This is a genomic window from Prevotella sp. E15-22 (assembly GCF_023204875.1).
GTDB lineage: Bacteria > Bacteroidota > Bacteroidia > Bacteroidales > Bacteroidaceae > Prevotella.
The window spans coordinates 2,967,177-2,985,347 of record NZ_CP096247.1 but is presented as its reverse complement, the minus strand read 5'-3'; the positions used below and the strand labels follow the sequence as shown (position 1 = coordinate 2,985,347).

The 18,171-nt window shown below is 48.2% G+C and carries 16 protein-coding genes; 14 read left to right on the top strand and 2 right to left on the bottom strand.

Annotated elements, in window-relative coordinates; genetic code table 11:
- Nucleotide 1 precedes the first annotated feature (1 nt).
- The 7 genes from nusA to sufD all read left to right on the top strand — a co-directional run bounded on the left by nusA (nt 2) and on the right by sufD (nt 10,207).
- Entirely contained in the window at nt 2-1,261 is a 1,260-nt protein-coding gene (nusA, locus tag M1D30_RS12375; protein WP_248504425.1) for a transcription termination factor NusA, read from the top strand.
- 38 nt (nt 1,262-1,299) lie between these two features.
- Nucleotides 1,300-4,176 (top strand): translation initiation factor IF-2, encoded by a 2,877-nt coding sequence (gene infB, locus M1D30_RS12370; RefSeq protein WP_248504423.1) that lies wholly within the window; start codon nt 1,300-1,302, stop codon nt 4,174-4,176.
- 80 nt (nt 4,177-4,256) lie between these two features.
- Nucleotides 4,257-5,213 (top strand): RsiV family protein, encoded by a 957-nt coding sequence (locus tag M1D30_RS12365; protein ID WP_248504421.1) that lies wholly within the window; start codon nt 4,257-4,259, stop codon nt 5,211-5,213.
- A gap of 64 nt (nt 5,214-5,277) precedes the next feature.
- Complete coding sequence (gene sufB, locus M1D30_RS12360; RefSeq protein WP_248504419.1) at nt 5,278-6,723, top strand: Fe-S cluster assembly protein SufB; 1,446 nt, start codon at nt 5,278-5,280, stop codon at nt 6,721-6,723.
- A 5-nt stretch (nt 6,724-6,728) separates the two neighbouring features.
- Nucleotides 6,729-8,036, top strand: coding sequence for an NCS2 family permease (locus M1D30_RS12355; RefSeq protein WP_248504416.1), 1,308 nt, complete (start codon nt 6,729-6,731; stop codon nt 8,034-8,036).
- 30 nt (nt 8,037-8,066) lie between these two features.
- Nucleotides 8,067-8,822 carry a Fe-S cluster assembly ATPase SufC gene (gene sufC / locus M1D30_RS12350; protein WP_013064590.1) on the top strand — a complete coding sequence of 252 codons (756 nt, stop codon included), beginning with the start codon at nt 8,067-8,069 and terminating at the stop codon, nt 8,820-8,822.
- On the top strand, nt 8,822-10,207 hold the full coding sequence (gene sufD / locus M1D30_RS12345) for a Fe-S cluster assembly protein SufD (protein ID WP_248504413.1): 1,386 nt from the start codon (nt 8,822-8,824) through the stop codon (nt 10,205-10,207). Before sufC ends, sufD begins: the two co-directional genes overlap by 1 nt.
- Before the next feature lie 50 nt (nt 10,208-10,257).
- Here the strand turns inward: sufD and M1D30_RS12340 are convergent, their stop codons facing one another.
- A complete protein-coding gene (locus M1D30_RS12340; RefSeq protein ID WP_248504411.1) occupies nt 10,258-11,013 on the bottom strand; it encodes a hypothetical protein in 756 nt (251 codons plus the stop codon).
- Between the two features lie 113 nt (nt 11,014-11,126).
- On the opposite strand from M1D30_RS12340, the gene M1D30_RS12335 reads away from it, so the two are divergent.
- On the top strand, nt 11,127-12,341 hold the full coding sequence (locus tag M1D30_RS12335; protein ID WP_248504409.1) for an aminotransferase class V-fold PLP-dependent enzyme: 1,215 nt from the start codon (nt 11,127-11,129) through the stop codon (nt 12,339-12,341).
- Nucleotides 12,342-12,344: 3 nt separating this feature from the next.
- On the top strand, nt 12,345-12,953 hold the full coding sequence (locus M1D30_RS12330) for a ribonuclease HII (protein WP_248504407.1): 609 nt from the start codon (nt 12,345-12,347) through the stop codon (nt 12,951-12,953).
- A gap of 35 nt (nt 12,954-12,988) precedes the next feature.
- Here the strand turns inward: M1D30_RS12330 and M1D30_RS12325 are convergent, their stop codons facing one another.
- The gene (locus M1D30_RS12325) at nt 12,989-13,489 is read right to left on the bottom strand and encodes an RNA polymerase sigma factor (RefSeq protein WP_248504405.1); all 501 of its coding nucleotides are present in this window, start codon (nt 13,487-13,489) and stop codon (nt 12,989-12,991) included.
- 190 nt (nt 13,490-13,679) lie between these two features.
- Between M1D30_RS12325 and M1D30_RS12320 the strand changes: the two genes are divergently transcribed.
- The 5 genes from M1D30_RS12320 (at nt 13,680) to ung (ending at nt 18,167) form a co-directional block, all read left to right on the top strand.
- Complete coding sequence (locus M1D30_RS12320) at nt 13,680-14,594, top strand: YafY family protein (RefSeq protein WP_248504403.1); 915 nt, start codon at nt 13,680-13,682, stop codon at nt 14,592-14,594.
- Between the two features lie 24 nt (nt 14,595-14,618).
- Nucleotides 14,619-15,272, top strand: coding sequence for a DUF4923 family protein (locus M1D30_RS12315; RefSeq protein WP_248504401.1), 654 nt, complete (start codon nt 14,619-14,621; stop codon nt 15,270-15,272).
- Nucleotides 15,273-15,376: 104 nt separating this feature from the next.
- Nucleotides 15,377-16,897, top strand: coding sequence for a 2,3-bisphosphoglycerate-independent phosphoglycerate mutase (gene gpmI / locus M1D30_RS12310; RefSeq protein ID WP_248504399.1), 1,521 nt, complete (start codon nt 15,377-15,379; stop codon nt 16,895-16,897).
- Nucleotides 16,897-17,505 (top strand): hypothetical protein, encoded by a 609-nt coding sequence (locus M1D30_RS12305; protein WP_248504397.1) that lies wholly within the window; start codon nt 16,897-16,899, stop codon nt 17,503-17,505. The genes gpmI and M1D30_RS12305 overlap by 1 nt, the downstream gene beginning before the upstream one ends.
- Nucleotides 17,502-18,167 (top strand): uracil-DNA glycosylase, encoded by a 666-nt coding sequence (ung, locus tag M1D30_RS12300; protein WP_248504395.1) that lies wholly within the window; start codon nt 17,502-17,504, stop codon nt 18,165-18,167. The genes M1D30_RS12305 and ung overlap by 4 nt, the downstream gene beginning before the upstream one ends.
- Nucleotides 18,168-18,171 lie beyond the last annotated feature (4 nt).

Below are 18,171 nucleotides of genomic sequence, written 5' to 3'. Positions count from 1 at the left end.
AATGGCAACAAAGAAAGAATTGGCGGGTCCCAGTATGTTTGAGACCTTTCAGGAATTTAAAGAGACAAAGAACATTGACCGTACTACACTGGTGAGCGTGCTTGAGGAGAGCTTCCGCAACGTGCTGGCCAAGATTTTCGGTTCTGACGAGAACTTCGACGTGATTGTAAACCCTGACAAGGGTGACTTCGAGATTCACCGTAACCGTGTGGTGGTGGCCGACGGCGATGTACAGGATGAGAACAAAGAGATTTCTTTGACCGACGCCCAGAAGATTGAACCCGACTACGAGGTAGGCGAGGAGGTAAGTGAGGCCGTTGACTTTACAAAGTTCGGCCGTCGCGCAATCCTGAACCTGCGTCAGACACTGGCTTCAAAGATTCTGGAATTGGATCATGATGCACTCTATCAGAAGTACAAGGACAAGGTAGGTACTATCGTTAGCGGTGAGGTTTATCAGATGTGGAAGCGTGAGGTGCTGCTCATGGACGATGAGGGCAACGAGCTCCACCTGCTGAAGGGTGACCAGATTCCTGCTGACACTTATCATAAGGGTGAGACCGTACGTGCCGTGGTGAAGGAGGTGAACAATGAGAACAACAACCCCCGCATCATGCTGAGCCGTACCAGTCCTGAGTTCCTGAAGCGCCTGCTTGAGGCTGAGGTGCCCGAGATTGCAGATGGACTTATCGCCATCCGTAAGGTGGCCCGCATGCCGGGTGAGCGCGCTAAGGTGGCTGTGGAGAGCTTTGACGATCGTATCGATCCCGTAGGCGCTTGCGTAGGTGTGAAGGGTAGTCGTGTGCATGGCATCGTCCGTGAGCTCTGCAACGAGAATATCGATGTGATTAACTATACCAGCAATGTTCAGCTGTTCATTCAGCGTGCGCTGTCACCCGCTAAGGTGACCAGTATCAGTCTCGATGAGGAGAACCACAAGGCTGAGGTTTATCTGCAGCCCGAGGAGGTTTCTCTGGCCATTGGTAAGGGTGGAATGAACATTAAGCTGGCTTCTATGCTCACTGAGCACACTATCGACGTGTTCCGTGTTGTTAACGAGGGTGAGACTGATGAGGATATCTACCTCGATGAATTTGCCGATGAGGTTGATCAGTGGGTTATCGATGCTATCAAGGCTCTTGGCTACGATACTGCTAAGGAGGTACTCAATGCTCCCCGTGAGTTGCTTATTGAGAAGGCTGACCTCGAGGAAGAGACCGTTGACCATCTGCTGGATGTGCTCCGTGCGGAGTTTGAGTAATTATCATTTTTCAACTATCAATTTTTCAATTTGACTAAATGGGAGTAAGATTAAATAAAGTTTTAACAGAACTGAATATAGGACTTCAAACGGCAGTTGATTTCCTAAAGAAAAAGAATAGTTTGGGCGAGATTCGCGACGACGTCACTACCAATACCAAGATCTCTGACGAACAGTATGAGGCTTTGGTACAGGCATTCAGTGGCGACAAGGCCGTGAAGACACAGGCCGAGAAACTCTTTATCAATAAGAAAAAAGAGAAGAAGCCTGAGAAGTCTGTCAAAGCAGAGTCTGAGGAAAGTACGGTTGCGAATCAGCCACGACAGCAGTTTAAGCCTCTGGGTAAGATTGACCTGGATGCCTTGAACAAGCCGAAGGCTGCTAAGTCGGAACCTGCCCAGGAGGTGAAGCCGGAGCCCGCTGCCGAGAGCCCGGTCAAGGAGGAACCCAAGCCCGAGCCAAAGCCCGTAGTGGTAGAGGCTCCTAAAGAGCCAAAGAAAGAAGAGGTGAAGGTTGTTGAGACTCCCAAACCCGAACCTAAAGTAGAGAAGGAGGTTGAACCTGTTCAGCCCGTTCAGGCTGCTCAGCCTGTTGAGGAACTTAAGGATAATCAGCCCGCTGCCTCGGACGACAAGGAGATCTTTACTCTGAGAAGTGAATCGAAATTAACTCCGAAGGTGAACGTGTTGGGTAAGATAGACTTGTCTACCCTGAACCAGAGCACTCGTCCTAAAAAGAAGACTAAGGAGGAGAAGCGTAAACAGCGCGAGGAGAAGGCTGCCCAGATGCACGGTGGAGCCAATAACGCACAGAATGGTGAGAAGCGCAAACGTGAGCGCATCCGCGGTGGCAAGGTTGACATCGAGGAGGCTGCTAAGCAGCAGCAGAACCAGCAGGGCGGCGGAAAGAAAAAGAACAAGGGTGGAAACCAAAACTTCCAGGACAACAACCAGCAGGGGGGAAAGAAGAATAAGAACAAGAATCACCAGCCTGCTCGTCCTTTGGAGGCTAACGAAGAGGATGTAGCACGTCAGGTGAAGGAGACGCTGGCTCGTCTTACCTCAAAGACCTCTCAGAACAAGAAGGGTGCTAAGTACCGCAAGGAGAAGCGCGATGCTGTTCAGGAGCGTATGAGCGAGGAGATGGCAGCAGAGGCAGCACAGAGCAAGGTGCTGAAGCTCACCGAGTTCGTGACGGTGTCTGAGTTGGCTACCATGATGGACGTGCCCGTTGTGAAGGTCATCGGTACCTGTATGTCAGTGGGTATCATGGTGTCTATCAACCAGCGTCTGAATGCTGAGACTATCAACCTCGTTGCCGAGGAGTTTGGTTTCACCACAGAATATGTTTCTGCCGAGGTGCAGGAAGCAATCACCGAGGAGGTGGATGACGAGAACGATCTGATTTCTCGCGCACCTATCGTAACGGTGATGGGTCACGTAGACCATGGTAAGACCTCATTGCTCGACCATATCCGTAATACGAACGTGATTGCCGGTGAGGCTGGTGGTATTACCCAGCATATCGGTGCTTATAACGTGAAGTTGAAGGACGGTCGTCAGATTACATTCCTGGATACTCCTGGTCACGAGGCTTTCACCGCCATGCGTGCCCGTGGTGCTCAGGTAACGGATATTGCTATCATCATCGTGGCTGCTGACGACTCTGTGATGCCTACCACTAAGGAGGCTATTGCTCATGCTCAGGCAGCTAACGTACCTATGGTGTTTGCGATTAATAAGATTGATAAGCCGGGTGCTAACCCTGATAAGATTCGTGAGGACTTGGCTAACATGAACCTGCTCGTAGAGGAGTGGGGTGGTAAGTATCAGTGTCAGGAGATCTCCGCCAAGAAAGGTGTTGGCGTGGAGGAACTGCTGGAGAAGGTTCTGCTCGAGGCCGAGATGCTCGACTTGAAGGCAAACCCCAACCGTAAAGCTACTGGTTCTATCATCGAGAGCTCGCTTGATAAGGGTCGTGGTTACGTGTCTACCGTGCTTGTGTCTAATGGTACACTGAAGGTGGGCGACATCGTTATCGCAGGTACTGCCTGGGGTAAGGTGAAGGCCATGTTCAACGAACGTAACCAGCGCATTGAGAAGGCCGGTCCTGCCGAGCCCGCTATCATCCTGGGTCTGAATGGTGCTCCTACTGCTGGTGACTCTTTCCATGTGATGGAGACTGAACAGGAGGCTCGTGATATTGCTAACAAACGTGTACAGCTGCAACGCGAACAGTCGTTGCGTACTACCACGAAGTTGGGTCTTGACGAACTCTCACATCGTATTGCCTTGGGTGAGTTCCATGAGCTTAATATCATTGTTAAGGGTGATACTGACGGATCTATCGAGGCCCTGTCAGACTCATTCATCAAGCTCTCTACCGAGAAGGTACAGGTTAACGTTATCTCGAAGGCTGTTGGCCAGATCTCTGAGAACGACGTTATGCTGGCTTCTGCTTCTCAGGCTATCATCGTGGGCTTCCAGGTGCGTCCTTCAAGTGAGGCACGCCGCTTGGCTGATCGCGAGGGCGTGGAGATTAATACCTACTCAATCATTTATGATGCTATCGACGAGGTGAAGAGCACCATGCAGGGTATGCTTGACAAGGTGAAGAAGGAAATCGTCTGTGGTATGATTGAGGTGAAGCAGGTGTTCAAGATTTCTAAGGTGGGTACTGTGGCCGGTGGTCTGGTGACCGAGGGTAAGGTACACAACAAAGATAAGGCCCGTGTGATCCGAGACGGTATTGTGGTTCATACTGCTCCTGTTGATGCCCTGAAGCGTTATAAGGACGACGCTAAGGAGGTGGCTACAGGTCTGGAGTGTGGTATCTCACTGGTTAACTTCAATGATATTCAGGTTGGTGATATGATTGAAACCTTCACTGAGATTGAGGTAGAGCAGAAACTGTAAGAATAGAAACTCGATACGAAAATCCCGAATGGTCGTGGCCGTTCGGGATTTTAATCGCTTTTAGCATCTGAGATAGTAGTATGAAGAAAACAATTCTGATAGTCTTTCTCGCTGTTGTGCAGGTACTGTTATGTGCTTGTTCACAGAAGAAGGGTGGTGAGGCCGTTTCCAGTGATGCTGACAGCATACTGAATACCGATACGCTGGTCGTGGAACACTTTGGTTGTGTTGACTCTGCTAAGTACGCTTACCTGACTATAGATGTTGAGTTGCCTCAGGCTGTGAACGAGGCTGCAGGGGCTATCCGTGGCTATCTGCTGTCTTTGGTGGGAGATCGTCTCAGTTATGTATGTTCTTATGAGTCGGAACGCTCATATCCGCTATATCATGGCAAGAGCAACGAGACTTCCGAACAGTTGGCATACTACTTCAAAGAGACCATGCGTCTCTTGGACAGACTGTCGACAAACGAGATGAGAGAGCGTCGCAGTTATCTGGAGGAGGATTCTACACTTAGTGCCGAACAAAAAGCCAATGCATTAAGTGACATGCCGCGCTGGGGCTATGAATACAAGTTGGTTAAGACGGCTGATACCTTGGACTATGTGGTATTCCTCTCGCAAGACTACATCTTCATGGGGGGCGCTCATGGTGGGGTAGGAGGAGATGGCTATCTCACGTTCAGCAAAACAGATGGTCATATGATTAGTCAGTTTGTGGATACTACCCGTGTGGCCGAAATGCAGCCATTACTTATTCAGGGATTAAAACAGTACTACACAGAGGCTGGCGAAGAGCCGATGACCACTGCCCAGCTGTTTGAGCGCTTGCAGCTGCCCTACGATGGTCCAAATGACCAGATTCCTCTGCCCGCGACTCTTCCTTGTCCTACCAGTGAGGGACTGCTGTTCTGTTACGGGCAGTATGAGATTGCTTGCTATGCTGATGGTATGCCTGCTTTCGTTGTTCCTTACGACAAGGTGAAGCCTTTCCTTAGTAAGGATGCCCTGCAACTATTGGATGCTTATCTTAAATAAAACGATATAAAAAACAAAGATTTCGCTCATTTTATTGTAATTTTGTACGCGAAAAATATTTGTGATGGAAGAAAAAAATAAATTTGTCCGTGAAGTAGCCGAACAGAAATACGAGTTTGGCTTTACTACGGACATACATACGGAAATCATCCCCGTTGGTCTTAATGAGGATGTGGTCCGTTTGATATCAGCAAAAAAAGGGGAACCTGAGTGGATGCTTGAGTTTCGCCTAAAGGCGTTCCGCTACTGGAAAGAGCAGCAGGAACCCAAATGGGGTCATGTGCATGTGCCGGAGATTGACTATCAGGCCATCAGTTACTATGCCGACCCATTGGCCAAGAAGCCTGAGGGTGATGGTAAGATTGACCCTGAACTCGAGAAAACCTTCGATAAGTTGGGTATCCCCTTGGAAGAGCGTCTGGCTTTGAGTGGCAATACTGCTGTTGATGCAATCATGGACTCTGTCAGCGTAAAGACCACTTTCAAAGAGAAGTTGCGCGAAAAAGGCGTTATCTTCTGCTCTATCGGTGAGGCCATCAAGGAGCACGGCGATCTGGTGCGTCAGTATCTGGGAACCGTAGTACCTTACAAGGATAACTTCTTTGCCGCACTCAACTCGGCAGTGTTCAGCGACGGCTCGTTTGTGTATATCCCCAAGGGCGTTCGCTGTCCCATGGAGCTGAGTTCTTACTTCCGTATCAACGCCCGAAATACGGGTCAGTTTGAACGTACACTGATTATTGCGGACGACGATGCTTATGTGTCGTATCTGGAAGGTTGTACAGCTCCGATGCGTGATGAGAACCAGTTGCATGCTGCCATCGTTGAGATTGTTGTGATGAACCGTGCTGAAGTGAAGTACTCTACTGTTCAGAACTGGTATCCAGGTGATGAGAATGGTAAGGGTGGTGTGCTGAATCTGGTCACCAAACGTGGTGATTTGCGTGGCGTTGACTCTAAACTGTCATGGACTCAAGTGGAGACGGGTTCTGCCATTACATGGAAGTATCCCTCATGTATTCTGCGTGGCGACCGCTCGCAGGCGGAGTTCTATAGTGTGGCTGTGACCAACAACTACCAGGAGGCTGATACAGGTACGAAGATGATCCATTTGGGTAAGGATACGAAGTCGACAATTATCTCTAAGGGTATTTCGGCAGGTCACTCACAGAACTCGTATCGTGGATTGGTTCGTGCTGCGGCAACGGCGGATAATGCACGTAACTACTCTAGCTGCGACTCGCTGTTGTTGGGTTCTGACTGTGGCGCACATACCTTCCCATATATGGATGTACATAATGACACGGCAATCTTCGAACACGAGGCTACCACCTCGAAGATATCGGAGGACCAGCTTTTCTATTGCAATCAGCGTGGTATTCCCACCGAGCAGGCCGTAGGACTCATTGTTAACGGCTATGCCAAGGAGGTGCTGCAGAAGTTGCCTATGGAGTTTGCCGTTGAGGCTCAGAAACTTTTATCAGTATCATTAGAAGGAACTGTAGGATAAATATTATGATTCAGAAACTTTTCGGATTTGATTCCTCCACAATGACTTTGCGCAAGGAGGTTATTGGTGGTATTACCACCTTTTTGACAATGGCTTATATCTTAGCCGTTAACCCAAGCATCCTCTCAGCAACAGGTATGGATGCTGGTGCAGTGTTTACAACCACATGTATCTCAGCAATAGTTGGTACATTGGTAATGGCTCTCTATGCCAAGTTGCCTTTTGCATTGGCGCCTGGTATGGGATTGAATGCATTCTTTGCGTTCACTGTAGTGCTTACCATGGGTTACACATGGCAGTTCGCGCTTACTGCTGTGCTGATAGAGGGATTGATATTCATCCTGCTAACAGTAACAGGGCTTCGCAAACATATTGTTAATGCCATACCTCTGATATTGCGTCGAGCCATCAGTCCTGGTATCGGATTGTTTATCGCTTTTGTAGGCCTGAAAGGAGCTGGTATCGTGAGTGCGTCAGAAGCTACATTCATCACCTTAGGTGATCTGCACGATCCCGCAGTGCTACTGGCTATCTTTGGCATTATCCTTACAGCAGCCTTGCTGGTAAGAAAGGTTACAGGTTCATTGCTTATTGGTATCTTGGTAACCACCATCGTGGGAATTCCTCTGGGTGTCACCAATTATACAGGCATTATGTCTACACCCCCTTCAATCAGCCCTATCTTCTGGCAGTTTGAGTTCCACAACATCTTTACAGTCGACATGGTGGTGGTTGTATTAACCTTCCTGTTTATCGATATGTTTGACACTATCGGTACTCTGATTGGTGTATCAAATCGTGCCGGTATGGTGGATGATGACGGTAATGTGAAGAACCTGAATCAGGCCTTTATGGCTGATGCCATTGGTACCACCGTTGGTGCTATGCTGGGTACTTCAACTGTTACCACTTATGTTGAGAGCGCATCGGGTGTTAATGTCGGTGGACGTTCAGGTCTGACCAGTTTGACTACAGCCCTCTGTTTTGCTGTTGCACTACTTTTTGCACCGCTGTTCCTGGCTATCCCTGCCCAGGCTACAGCCGCAGCGCTGATATTGGTAGGTGTGATGATGATGCACGACATCCGCAAGGTTGACTTTACCGATTATGTTACGGCTATCCCTTGCTTTGTGTGTATCGTACTGATGCCCCTTACATATAGTATATCAGACGGTATCCTGATGGGTGTTATTTCATACGTACTCATCCACATGCTGTCAGGCACACTCAAAGATAAGGACGAGCGTAACAATATTAACTGGGCTACGATCCTGCTGGCCGTATTGTTTGTTTGCCGATATGCATTCCTATAGTTTTTTAGTTCGAAGAATAAAAAAATAAACATGTTAGAAGTAAAGAACTTACACGCCAAGATTGGCGATAAAGAGATATTAAAAGGCATCGACCTCGTGATCAACGACGGTGAGACACATGCTATCATGGGCCCTAACGGTTCAGGAAAATCGACCCTGAGCGCCGTGCTCGTAGGCAATCCTCTCTACGAGGTTACCGAGGGCGAGGCTTTCTTCAACGGTAAGAACTTGCTGGAGATGAAGCCTGAGGACCGTGCCCACGAGGGTCTGTTCCTCTCGTTCCAGTATCCCGTTGAGATTCCTGGTGTGTCGATGACTAACTTTATGAAGGCTGCCATCAACGAGAAGCGTAAGTATCAGGGATTGGAACCAATGAACGCTGCCGAGTTTCTGAAGCTGCAGCGCGAGAAACGTAAGATTGTTGAACTCGACTCAAAGTTGGCAAACCGCTCGGTGAACGAAGGGTTCAGTGGTGGTGAGAAGAAACGCAATGAGATTTTCCAGATGGCTATGCTGGAGCCTAAGCTCAGTATCCTCGATGAGACCGACTCAGGTCTTGATGTTGACGCTATGCGCATTGTGGCCGAGGGTGTGAACAAACTGCAGACACCTGAAACCTCGTGCATCGTCATTACCCACTACGACCGTCTGCTGGAGATGATCAAACCTCAGTTTGTGCATGTGCTCTACAAGGGACGTATTGTGAAGACTGGTGGACCAGAGTTGGCTGTGCAGATTCAGGAGCATGGCTACGATTGGATTAAGGAAGAAATAGGCGAGGAATAATGAATAGCGAACAACAATATATTGACCTCTATCAGCAGGCACGTGAGATGATTATCTCGCATGCCCCAGAGTCGATGAACGTGGTGCGCGACCAGGCTTTTGACGACTTCCGTAACCAGGGTTTCCCTTCAAAAAAGGTGGAGCGATATAAGTACACCGATATGCAGAAGTTGTTTGAGCCCGACTATGGTGTAAACCTGAATCGCCTGCAGATTCCTGTCGATCCCTATGAGGCTTTCCATTGCGATGTGCCCAATCTGAGCACAAGCCTCTATTTTGTGGTTAACGACATGTTCTATAGAGGTGATGGCGTAGAGGTGAAAGGTGAGAGAAAGCCTCAAGCCAACCATCATCTTCCTGAGGGCGTTGTTATCGGCTCCATGCGCGATTACCCTGAGCTGGTGAGTAAGTACTACACGAAGCTGGCTAAAACCAGTGAGGATGCTGTTACGGCACTCAATACGATGCTGGCGCAGGACGGCTTGTTGGTTTACGTGCCCAAGAATGTGAAGGTGGACCGTGCCATTCAGGTTATTAACATCCTGAAGGCAACACCAAAGAATGCCCAGCATGTGGTGTCCGATTTGATGGTGAACCGTCGTGTACTGATTGTTCTGGAGGAGAGCGCCGAGATAAAGATGCTGTTTTGTGATCACTCTGCCGACGATTGCAACTTTCTGGCAACACAGGTTATCGAGGCTTTCGTAGGCGAGAATGCATCGTTAGACCTCTATTGCATGGAGGAGACCCATCATAAGAATGTGCGTGTCAGTAACGTATATATTGATCAGCAGGCTAATAGTCGTGTAAAGCACAATGTGATCACGTTACATAACGGTATTACCCGTAACAAGCTCGACCTTACCTTCAGTGGTGAGGGTGCCGAGTGCCAGTGCTATGGTTGTGTGATTGCCGATAAGCAGCAGCATGTGGATAACAATACGCTGATAGTTCACAAGGTGCCTCACTGCAACTCGCAAGAGCTCTATAAATATGTGCTCGATGAAAAGGCTGTAGGTGCTTTTGCTGGTCGTGTGCTGGTGGAGCATGGCGCTCAGAAAACCACCTCGCAGATGACCAATCAGAACCTGACTGCCACCAAAGAGGCACGTATGTACACCCAGCCCATGCTCGAGATTTATGCCGACGATGTGAAGTGTGCCCATGGTTCTACGGTTGGACAACTGAACGATGCTGCGCTTTTCTATATGCGCCAGCGTGGTATTTCTCTACGGGAGGCAAAGTTGTTGCTGCAGAACGCCTTTATCAACGAGGTGATTGATAAGATACAACTGGAACCGCTGCGAGACCGCTTGCATTATCTGGTCGAGAAGCGCTTCCGTGGGGAGCTTAATAAATGCTCTGGATGTAAGTTGTGTCACTAAAACATATAAGAAAGCCTGCAAATCTATATGACTTGCAGGCTTTTTCTATATTACTTAACCGTAACTTTCTTACCGTCTTGAATGTGGAGTCCTTTAGCACTCTTGTTCACCTTGCGGCCATTGAGGTCGTAGGTGTTGTCTGTGGCGTTCTGAATGTTCGTGTTGTTAATCTTTGTAAGCTCGCCCTGTGAGAGGTGTACAATGCGCAACTCCTTGGCTGAGGCGTTTTGCTGATTCCAAGTGAAGCCACAGCGGGTGGGCAGGAACTTCTTGTCGGCATTTGTTCTTACTAGGACAGCCTCAAGAGGCGTAACATCCTGTTGGGCGGGAATACCATAGCGACCCACCTTCTCGATGGTCTCCCATCCGCTGCCAAAGGTCACCGTGTTGCCATTCTTGTCGCTCATGCGGATTACCTTCAACTCATTGCCAATGGTCATGGCATCGCTGTTCTTAACACGAAAATACTGACTCTTTGGAGAATATACCAGATAGGGAACGCCTGCTTGGATACCTTCGTTGGTGCACTCTACGAAATAGAGGTTCAGGATATTGCCTTCCTGTTCAATGCCTTGGAAACGCTCCACCTTGATGTCGCCCAACTGCTCTGCGCTAACCGACATGGGCAGGCACAGTGTGTTGTAGCCAGCAAAGAAATAGCGGTTCAACTGGATTGGCTGCTCACTCTGTAGCATCTCCACATCCAGTTTAGAAGAACTGGCATAAACATTCTTCACTTTGTTTTGTGCAAAGGCCGATGTGCTAATAGCCGTTGCCATCATCATTGCAAGTACTAATTGTTTCATACGCTATTATGTTTTAAGTGTTTAGTCTGGGTGCAAAGATAGAAAATATTTATGAAATGACAATTGAAAATTGAGATTTATTTTTTAACTTTGCACACAATTTAAGAGAAAACATGTTAGACGTCAATAAAATACGAGAAGACTTCCCTATTTTGCAGCGGGAGGTATATGGTAAGCCATTGGTCTATCTGGACAATGCTGCCACCACGCAGAAACCTTTGTGCGTGCTTGATGCCATGCGCGAAGAGTATCTGAATGTGAATGCCAACGTACACCGTGGTGTTCATTACCTTAGTCAGCAGGCCACCGACCTGCATGAGGCAGCTCGCGAGAAAGTGCGCGCCTTTATCAACGCCAAGAAGACGGAGGAGATTGTCTTTACCCGTGGTACGACTGAGGCTATTAACCTGGTCGCCTCATCGTTCTGTGAGAGTCAGATGAAGGCTGGTGATGAAGTGTTAGTGACAGAGATGGAACATCACTCAAACATCGTTTCATGGCAATTGCAGGCCCAGCGCCGGGGTATTGTGGTGAAACATCTTCCGATAACAGACGAGGGGCTGCTGTGCCTCGATGATATAGAGACCTATCTGACGGAGAAGACAAAGCTGGTGAGTGTCGCCCATGTGAGTAATGTGCTGGGCACTATCAATCCTGTGAAGGATATCATTCGCTTGGCCCACGAACGTGGCATTCCCGTCTTGGTAGATGCTGCTCAGAGTGCGCCTCATATGAAGATTGATGTCCAGGATATGGACTGCGACTTCCTGGCTTTCAGTGGCCACAAGATGTACGGTCCTACAGGCATCGGCGTGCTCTATGGAAAAGAAGTGTGGTTAGAGAAACTGCCTCCCTATCAGGGTGGTGGCGAGATGATTGATAAGGTGACGTGGGAGAAAACCACTTTTGAGCGTCTGCCGTTTAAGTTTGAGGCTGGTACTCCCGACTATGTGGCAACCCACGGTTTGGCAACGGCCATCAAGTATATGGAGTCTGTTGGTCTTGATAATATTGAGGCCCACGAGCAGGAACTGACCCGCTATTGTATGGAACAGATGCGTTCCATTCCTAATATCCGTTTCTTCGGCGAGGCCCCCAAGAAGGATGCTGTCGTATCATTCCTGGTTGGTGATATTCATCACCTGGATCTAGGCACGCTCCTTGATCGTCTCGGCATCGCTGTTCGTACTGGACATCACTGTGCCCAGCCTCTGATGGATCGCCTCGGTATCGCAGGTACTGTTCGCGCATCATTTGCAATGTATAACACCAAGGAAGAGATAGATATCCTTGTTGCAGGAATTCTTCGTGTGGCTAAGATGTTTTAAGCGATGCTGTTGAATCATTATTACGAGGGACTTGTTGAGGCTGGTTGTGATGAGGCTGGTCGTGGATGTCTGGCTGGCAGTGTGTATGCTGCTGCTGTGATACTGCCTGATGGCTACGAAAACGAACTGCTGAACGACTCGAAACAGTTGACAGAGAAGAAACGTTACCTGCTGCGTGAGATTATTCAGCGTGATGCTGTGGCATGGGCTGTGGGTGTTGTGACGCCAGAGGAGATAGATAAGATTAATATCCTGAACGCCTCGATACTGGCTATGCATCGTGCCTTGGATCAACTCCAGGTTCGTCCGCAGGCCGTTATTGTAGATGGTAACCGCTTTAAGAAGTATCAGGATTTGCCTCATACCACTATTGTAAAAGGCGATGGCAAATATCTGAGTATTGCAGCCGCCTCGATATTGGCTAAGACCTATCGTGATGACTATATGAACGAGTTGGCAGAGAAATACCCCTATTATGATTGGGCTTCAAATAAAGGCTATCCCACCAAGAAACACCGCGAGGCTATTCGGCAGTATGGCACTTCTCCATACCACAGAATGTCGTATAACTTGTTGGGTGATGGCCAACTATCAATAGATTTTGGTGAATAATGATGGATTCGTGGATGAAAAACGAATCCATTTTTTTATGAGATGCGCTTGAGGTATTTTCTCACCTCTTTGCGGGCAATACCTAAGCGATATTCCGTAGATTTATAGTCGCTGTTCAGATGGTGGGCAATGTCGCTCACCTTCATGCCTTCATAGATATGCAGACGATAGATGTCGCGGCAGGGCTCAGCAATACGTGCTAGTCCGCGTTCTAAGAATTCTGTCACCTCACGAATGGAAAGAACAGACTCAGCCTCTTTCTCGCTGGTGGCTGGGTTGGTGGACAACTGCTGTGTGAACGTGATTCGATAGTTGCGACGACGGTAGTAGTCGTTGATGAGATGGCGAGCAATCGTGAGAGTGAGGGCTGATAAGGTGCACTCCATGATAGGTTGGGGGGTGCAAAGCAGTCTCAGGAAAACATCCTGAACGATGTCTTCTGCCAAGTCGCGGTTGTCAAGTCGGGAACATACAAAGGTTAGAAGTTCTGCTTGATGAAGGCGATAGTAGGTTTCTATAATTTCTCGGTTGTCCATTAAAACGGTTACTTCCGTAATTTCCGCTGCAAAGTTATAGAAAAAAAATATAATTGCCATTATTCTTTGTATCAGAATGTTTTCATCCAACGAAAAAAAATGTATCATCTGGCCTATTTAGTATCAAATCGTTTAGAATTTGTCTCACAGGTGCACAATAAGTTCAAGTTTTCAACGTTTTATATGTTGTATGAGACATGATAAGCTAGAAAGAGAATTAAAGTTGCTGCTTCTCTTGATAGAGAATCACAACTATACTGTGCCCGAGATATGCGATCGTATTGGTATCTCGCGTCGCAACCTGTATTATTACCTGGAATTCTTCCGTGATATAGGTTTTAAGGTTGAGAACACAAAACCTTATTATCGTATTCGTAAGGATTCGCCATGGCTCAGAAAGCTTAATGCGGCAGTACAATTTTCTGAGGACGAGGCGTTGCTGATGCATCAGATTTTGGAAAAGGCGGGCGATGACATTCCTCATGTACAACAGTTGCTGCATAAGTTGAACAAGATTTATGATCTCGATATCGCAGAGAAGGTGGAGATGCGTGAGCAGGTGGCACGCAACTTTAAGACTATCAATGAGGCCATAAAGATGAAACGTGTGGTTGTACTCAAAGGTTATTCTTCGCCGCATAGCAATACCACTTCCGACCGTACCGTTGAGCCTTTCATGCTTCTGAATGGCAATCAGGATGTGAGATGTTATGAAGTATCCACGAAAATGAACAAAACATTTAAACTCTCACGTGTACGTGACGTCCAAGTGTTGGACCTGCTTTGGAGCAATGAGCAGTATCATCGTGAGATGTTTACCGATGTGTTTATGTTCAGTGGTGAGCAGCCAATCGTCGTAAAACTACGATTAGGCCGATTGTCGTATGCTGTCCTGCGTGAGGAATATCCGTATTCTGAACAGTATATCACCCAGGAAGACGATAATCATTGGCTGGCCGAGATTCCAGTGTGCTCGTATCTGGGCGTGGGCAGGTTTGTGCTGGGACTGTTGGAGGATATCGAAGTTGTTGACAACGAAGAGTTCTGCGTGTTCCTGCGCGAGAAGATCTGTATGATGGCTCAAAAAATGAACAACAAACAATAATAACCTAATTAAACGTATTAAACAATGAAAAAGATTTTTGTCTCAATGGTAGCTGTAGCCTTGATGGTATGCGGATGTGGAACGAACAGTGGTTTGGATTCTATTGGTAATGCAGTGCTGACAGACGTGCTGTCTGGTGGTCAGAATGGTAGTAGCGCAACAAACACTGGCGCTGTCGTAGGTAATATCCTGGCGAGTGTGTTGGGAGCTAATACAGCGGTGACGCAGAAGTCGCTGATTGGCACTTGGAGCTACACACGTCCTGGTTGTGCTTTTACCAGCGAGAAACTCCTTGCTCAGGCAGGTGGTGAAGTGGTGGCTTCTGAGATTAAAACGAAGTTGCAGCCAACCTATCAGAAGGTAGGAATTAATGCCAATAACACTCAGGTGACTTTCAAGGAGGATGGTACTTTCACTGCGAAGATTGCTGGTAAGAGCTGGAGTGGTAAGTATACCTTTGATGCTGCCAACAGCAAGATTACGATGCAGGGACTGTTGCTCAATGTCAACTGCTACGCAAAGCGTAACTCTGATGGTATCGGTCTGCTGTTCGAGTCGAAGAAACTCCTGACACTTCTTCAGACGATGTCTGCCTTGAGTGGTAATCAGACTCTACAGACCGTTGGCGAGCTTTCAAAGAGCTATGATGGTCTGCGCATGGGCTTCGATATGAAGTAAGTGTGTTTTAACTCCCTTTAACTCGACAAAGTCCTGTTAACTCCTTAAAAATGTGTAACTTTGCACCCTAAAAGCAGAGTTACACATTTTTTATACGAAATATTATGGCAAAGAAAGCATTATTGATGATTCTCGATGGATGGGGAATCGGTAAGCATGGTAAGGGTGACGTTATCTTCAATACACCTACTCCTTACCTCGATTTGTTAACAGCTACTTCAGCTCACTCTCAGCTACAGGCATCTGGTGAGGATGTTGGTCTGCCCGATGGACAGATGGGTAACTCTGAGGTGGGTCACCTGAATATTGGTGCTGGTCGCATCGTTTATCAGGATCTCGTGAAAATCAACCGTGCCTGCAAGGACGGCTCTATCATGGAGAATCCTCAGGTTAAGGCTGCTTACACCTATGCCAAGGAGAACAACAAGAAGCTGCACCTGATGGGTCTGACCTCTGACGGTGGTGTGCACTCATCACTCGACCACCTGTTCAAGCTCATCGAGATTGGTAAAGCCTATGGCTTGAAGAACCAGACTTTCGTTCACTGCTTCATGGACGGTCGTGACACTGACCCCAAGAGCGGTAAGGGCTTTATCGAGCAGATCAGCAAGGTTTGTGCTGATAACGATGCTGCTATCGCATCTATCATTGGTCGTTTCTATGCTATGGACCGCGATAAGCGCTGGGAGCGTGTGAAGGAGGGTTACGACCTGGTTGTAAAGGGCACTGGTAAGCAGGCTACTGATATGGTGAAGGCTGTAGAAGAGAGCTATGCTGATGGCGTTACAGACGAGTTCATCAAGCCTATCCACAATGCTGCTGTTAACGGTTGCGTAGAAGAGGGCGATGTGGTTATCTTCATCAACTTCCGTAACGACCGTGCCAAGGAGATGACCATCGTTCTGACTCAGGAGGATATGCCAGAGCAGGGCATGAAGACCATCCCTGGATTGCAGTACTACTGTATGACACCTTACGACGCTAACTTCAAGGGCGTGAACATCCTCTTCCCCAAGGAGAACGTTGAGAATACGCTGGGCGAGTACCTGAGCAAGCAGGGCAAAAAGCAACTGCACACTGCCGAGACAGAGAAGTATGCTCACGTAACCTTCTTCTTCAACGGTGGTCGCGAGCAGCCATATGAGGGCGAGGACCGTATCTTAGTTCCTTCACCAAAGGTTGCTACCTACGACCTGAAGCCTGAGATGAGCGCCTTCGAGGTAAAGGATAAACTGGTGGCAGCCATCAACGAGGCTAAGTACGACTTCATCGTTGTGAACTTCGCTAACGGCGATATGGTGGGTCATACTGGTATCTACAACGCTATTGCCAAGGCTGTTTGGGCTGTTGACAATTGCGTGAAGGATGTCATCGAGGCTGCTAAGGCTAACGATTACGAGGCTATCATCATTGCCGACCACGGTAATGCCGATAACGCTATCAACGCCGATGGTACTCCAAATACCGCTCACTCTCTGAATCCCGTTCCTTTCATCTATGTAACCAACAACAATTCGGCTACAGTGAAAGACGGTCGTCTGGCCGACGTGGCTCCTTCAATCCTGCATATCATGGGTCTGGAGCAGCCTCAGGATATGACTGGCGAGAACTTGATTTGTGACTAATGACACAACAGCAGTTTCAGACTTGTATTGACAAGTGTCGATACGAGATTGATGAGATTAAGGATCATGCTCATATGCTGCACGACAGTGTGAACCAGCGTTATGACATGAATCATCCTTATAGCTATCACCTCGACATGGTGGCAGACTCGGTGTTCAAATATGGATACCTGGTCTGCCAGCACGAGGCTGATGTCCTGCCTCTGTTCTTTGGCGCATTCTATCACGATAGTATTGAGGATGCGCGTATGTCGTATAACGACGTGAAGAAGGGAGCAGCTCACTTTATGAACGACGAGCAGGCATATATGGCTGCCGAGATGGTGTATGCCCTGACCAATGAGAAGGGACGTACGCGTGCTGAGCGCGCTAACGACCGCTATTATGCTGGCATCCGTGAGACGCCTTATGCACCGTTCCTGAAACTGGCCGACCGTTTGGCCAACATCACCTATTCATGCTCCAAGGAGAACGGACTGAATAGTAGGATGAGGCTGGTATATAAAGAAGAGCTTCCGCATTTCCTAGAAGCTATCAATGCGCATAGCGATGACCCTCGCTTTGCTCTTCCCCAGGTGATGATTGACGAAATCTATAGACTGCTATGAACGTACAGATAGAGGATTCTTGGAAACGGCATCTGCAGGAGGAGTTTGAAAAACCGTATTTTGCTGGACTCACAGAGAAGGTGAGACAGGAATATATGGCAGGCACGTGTTACCCTCCTGGGAAGCTGATCTTTAATGCCTTCAACCTTTGTCCGTTTGACCAAGTGAAGGTGGTTATTATCGGTCAGGATCCTTATCATGAGCCAGGACAGGCTCATGGACTGAGTTTCTCTGTGCAGGATGGGGTGCAGTTCCCACCCTCGCTGCAGAATATCTTCAAGGAGATTCACGACGACCTGGGCACACCGATGCCCGATAGTGGTGACCTGTCACGTTGGGCCGAGCAGGGCGTGTTGCTGCTCAACGCTACGCTCACCGTTCGAGCTCATCAGGCTAACAGTCATGCCTCGTTGGGATGGCAGAACTTCACGGATGCAGCCATCAAGGCTCTGGCCACAGAGCGTGAGCATTTAGTGTATATGCTTTGGGGCGGTTTTGCCCGTTCTAAGGCCTATATGATTGATAAACAGAAGAATCTGGTGCTCGAGTCTGTACACCCTTCGCCCCTGTCGGCTAATCGTGGTGGCTGGTTTGGCCAGCATCAGTTCTCTTGTTGTAATGAATATCTGAAACAGAATAAGATTGAGCCAATTCGTTGGTAGAGTC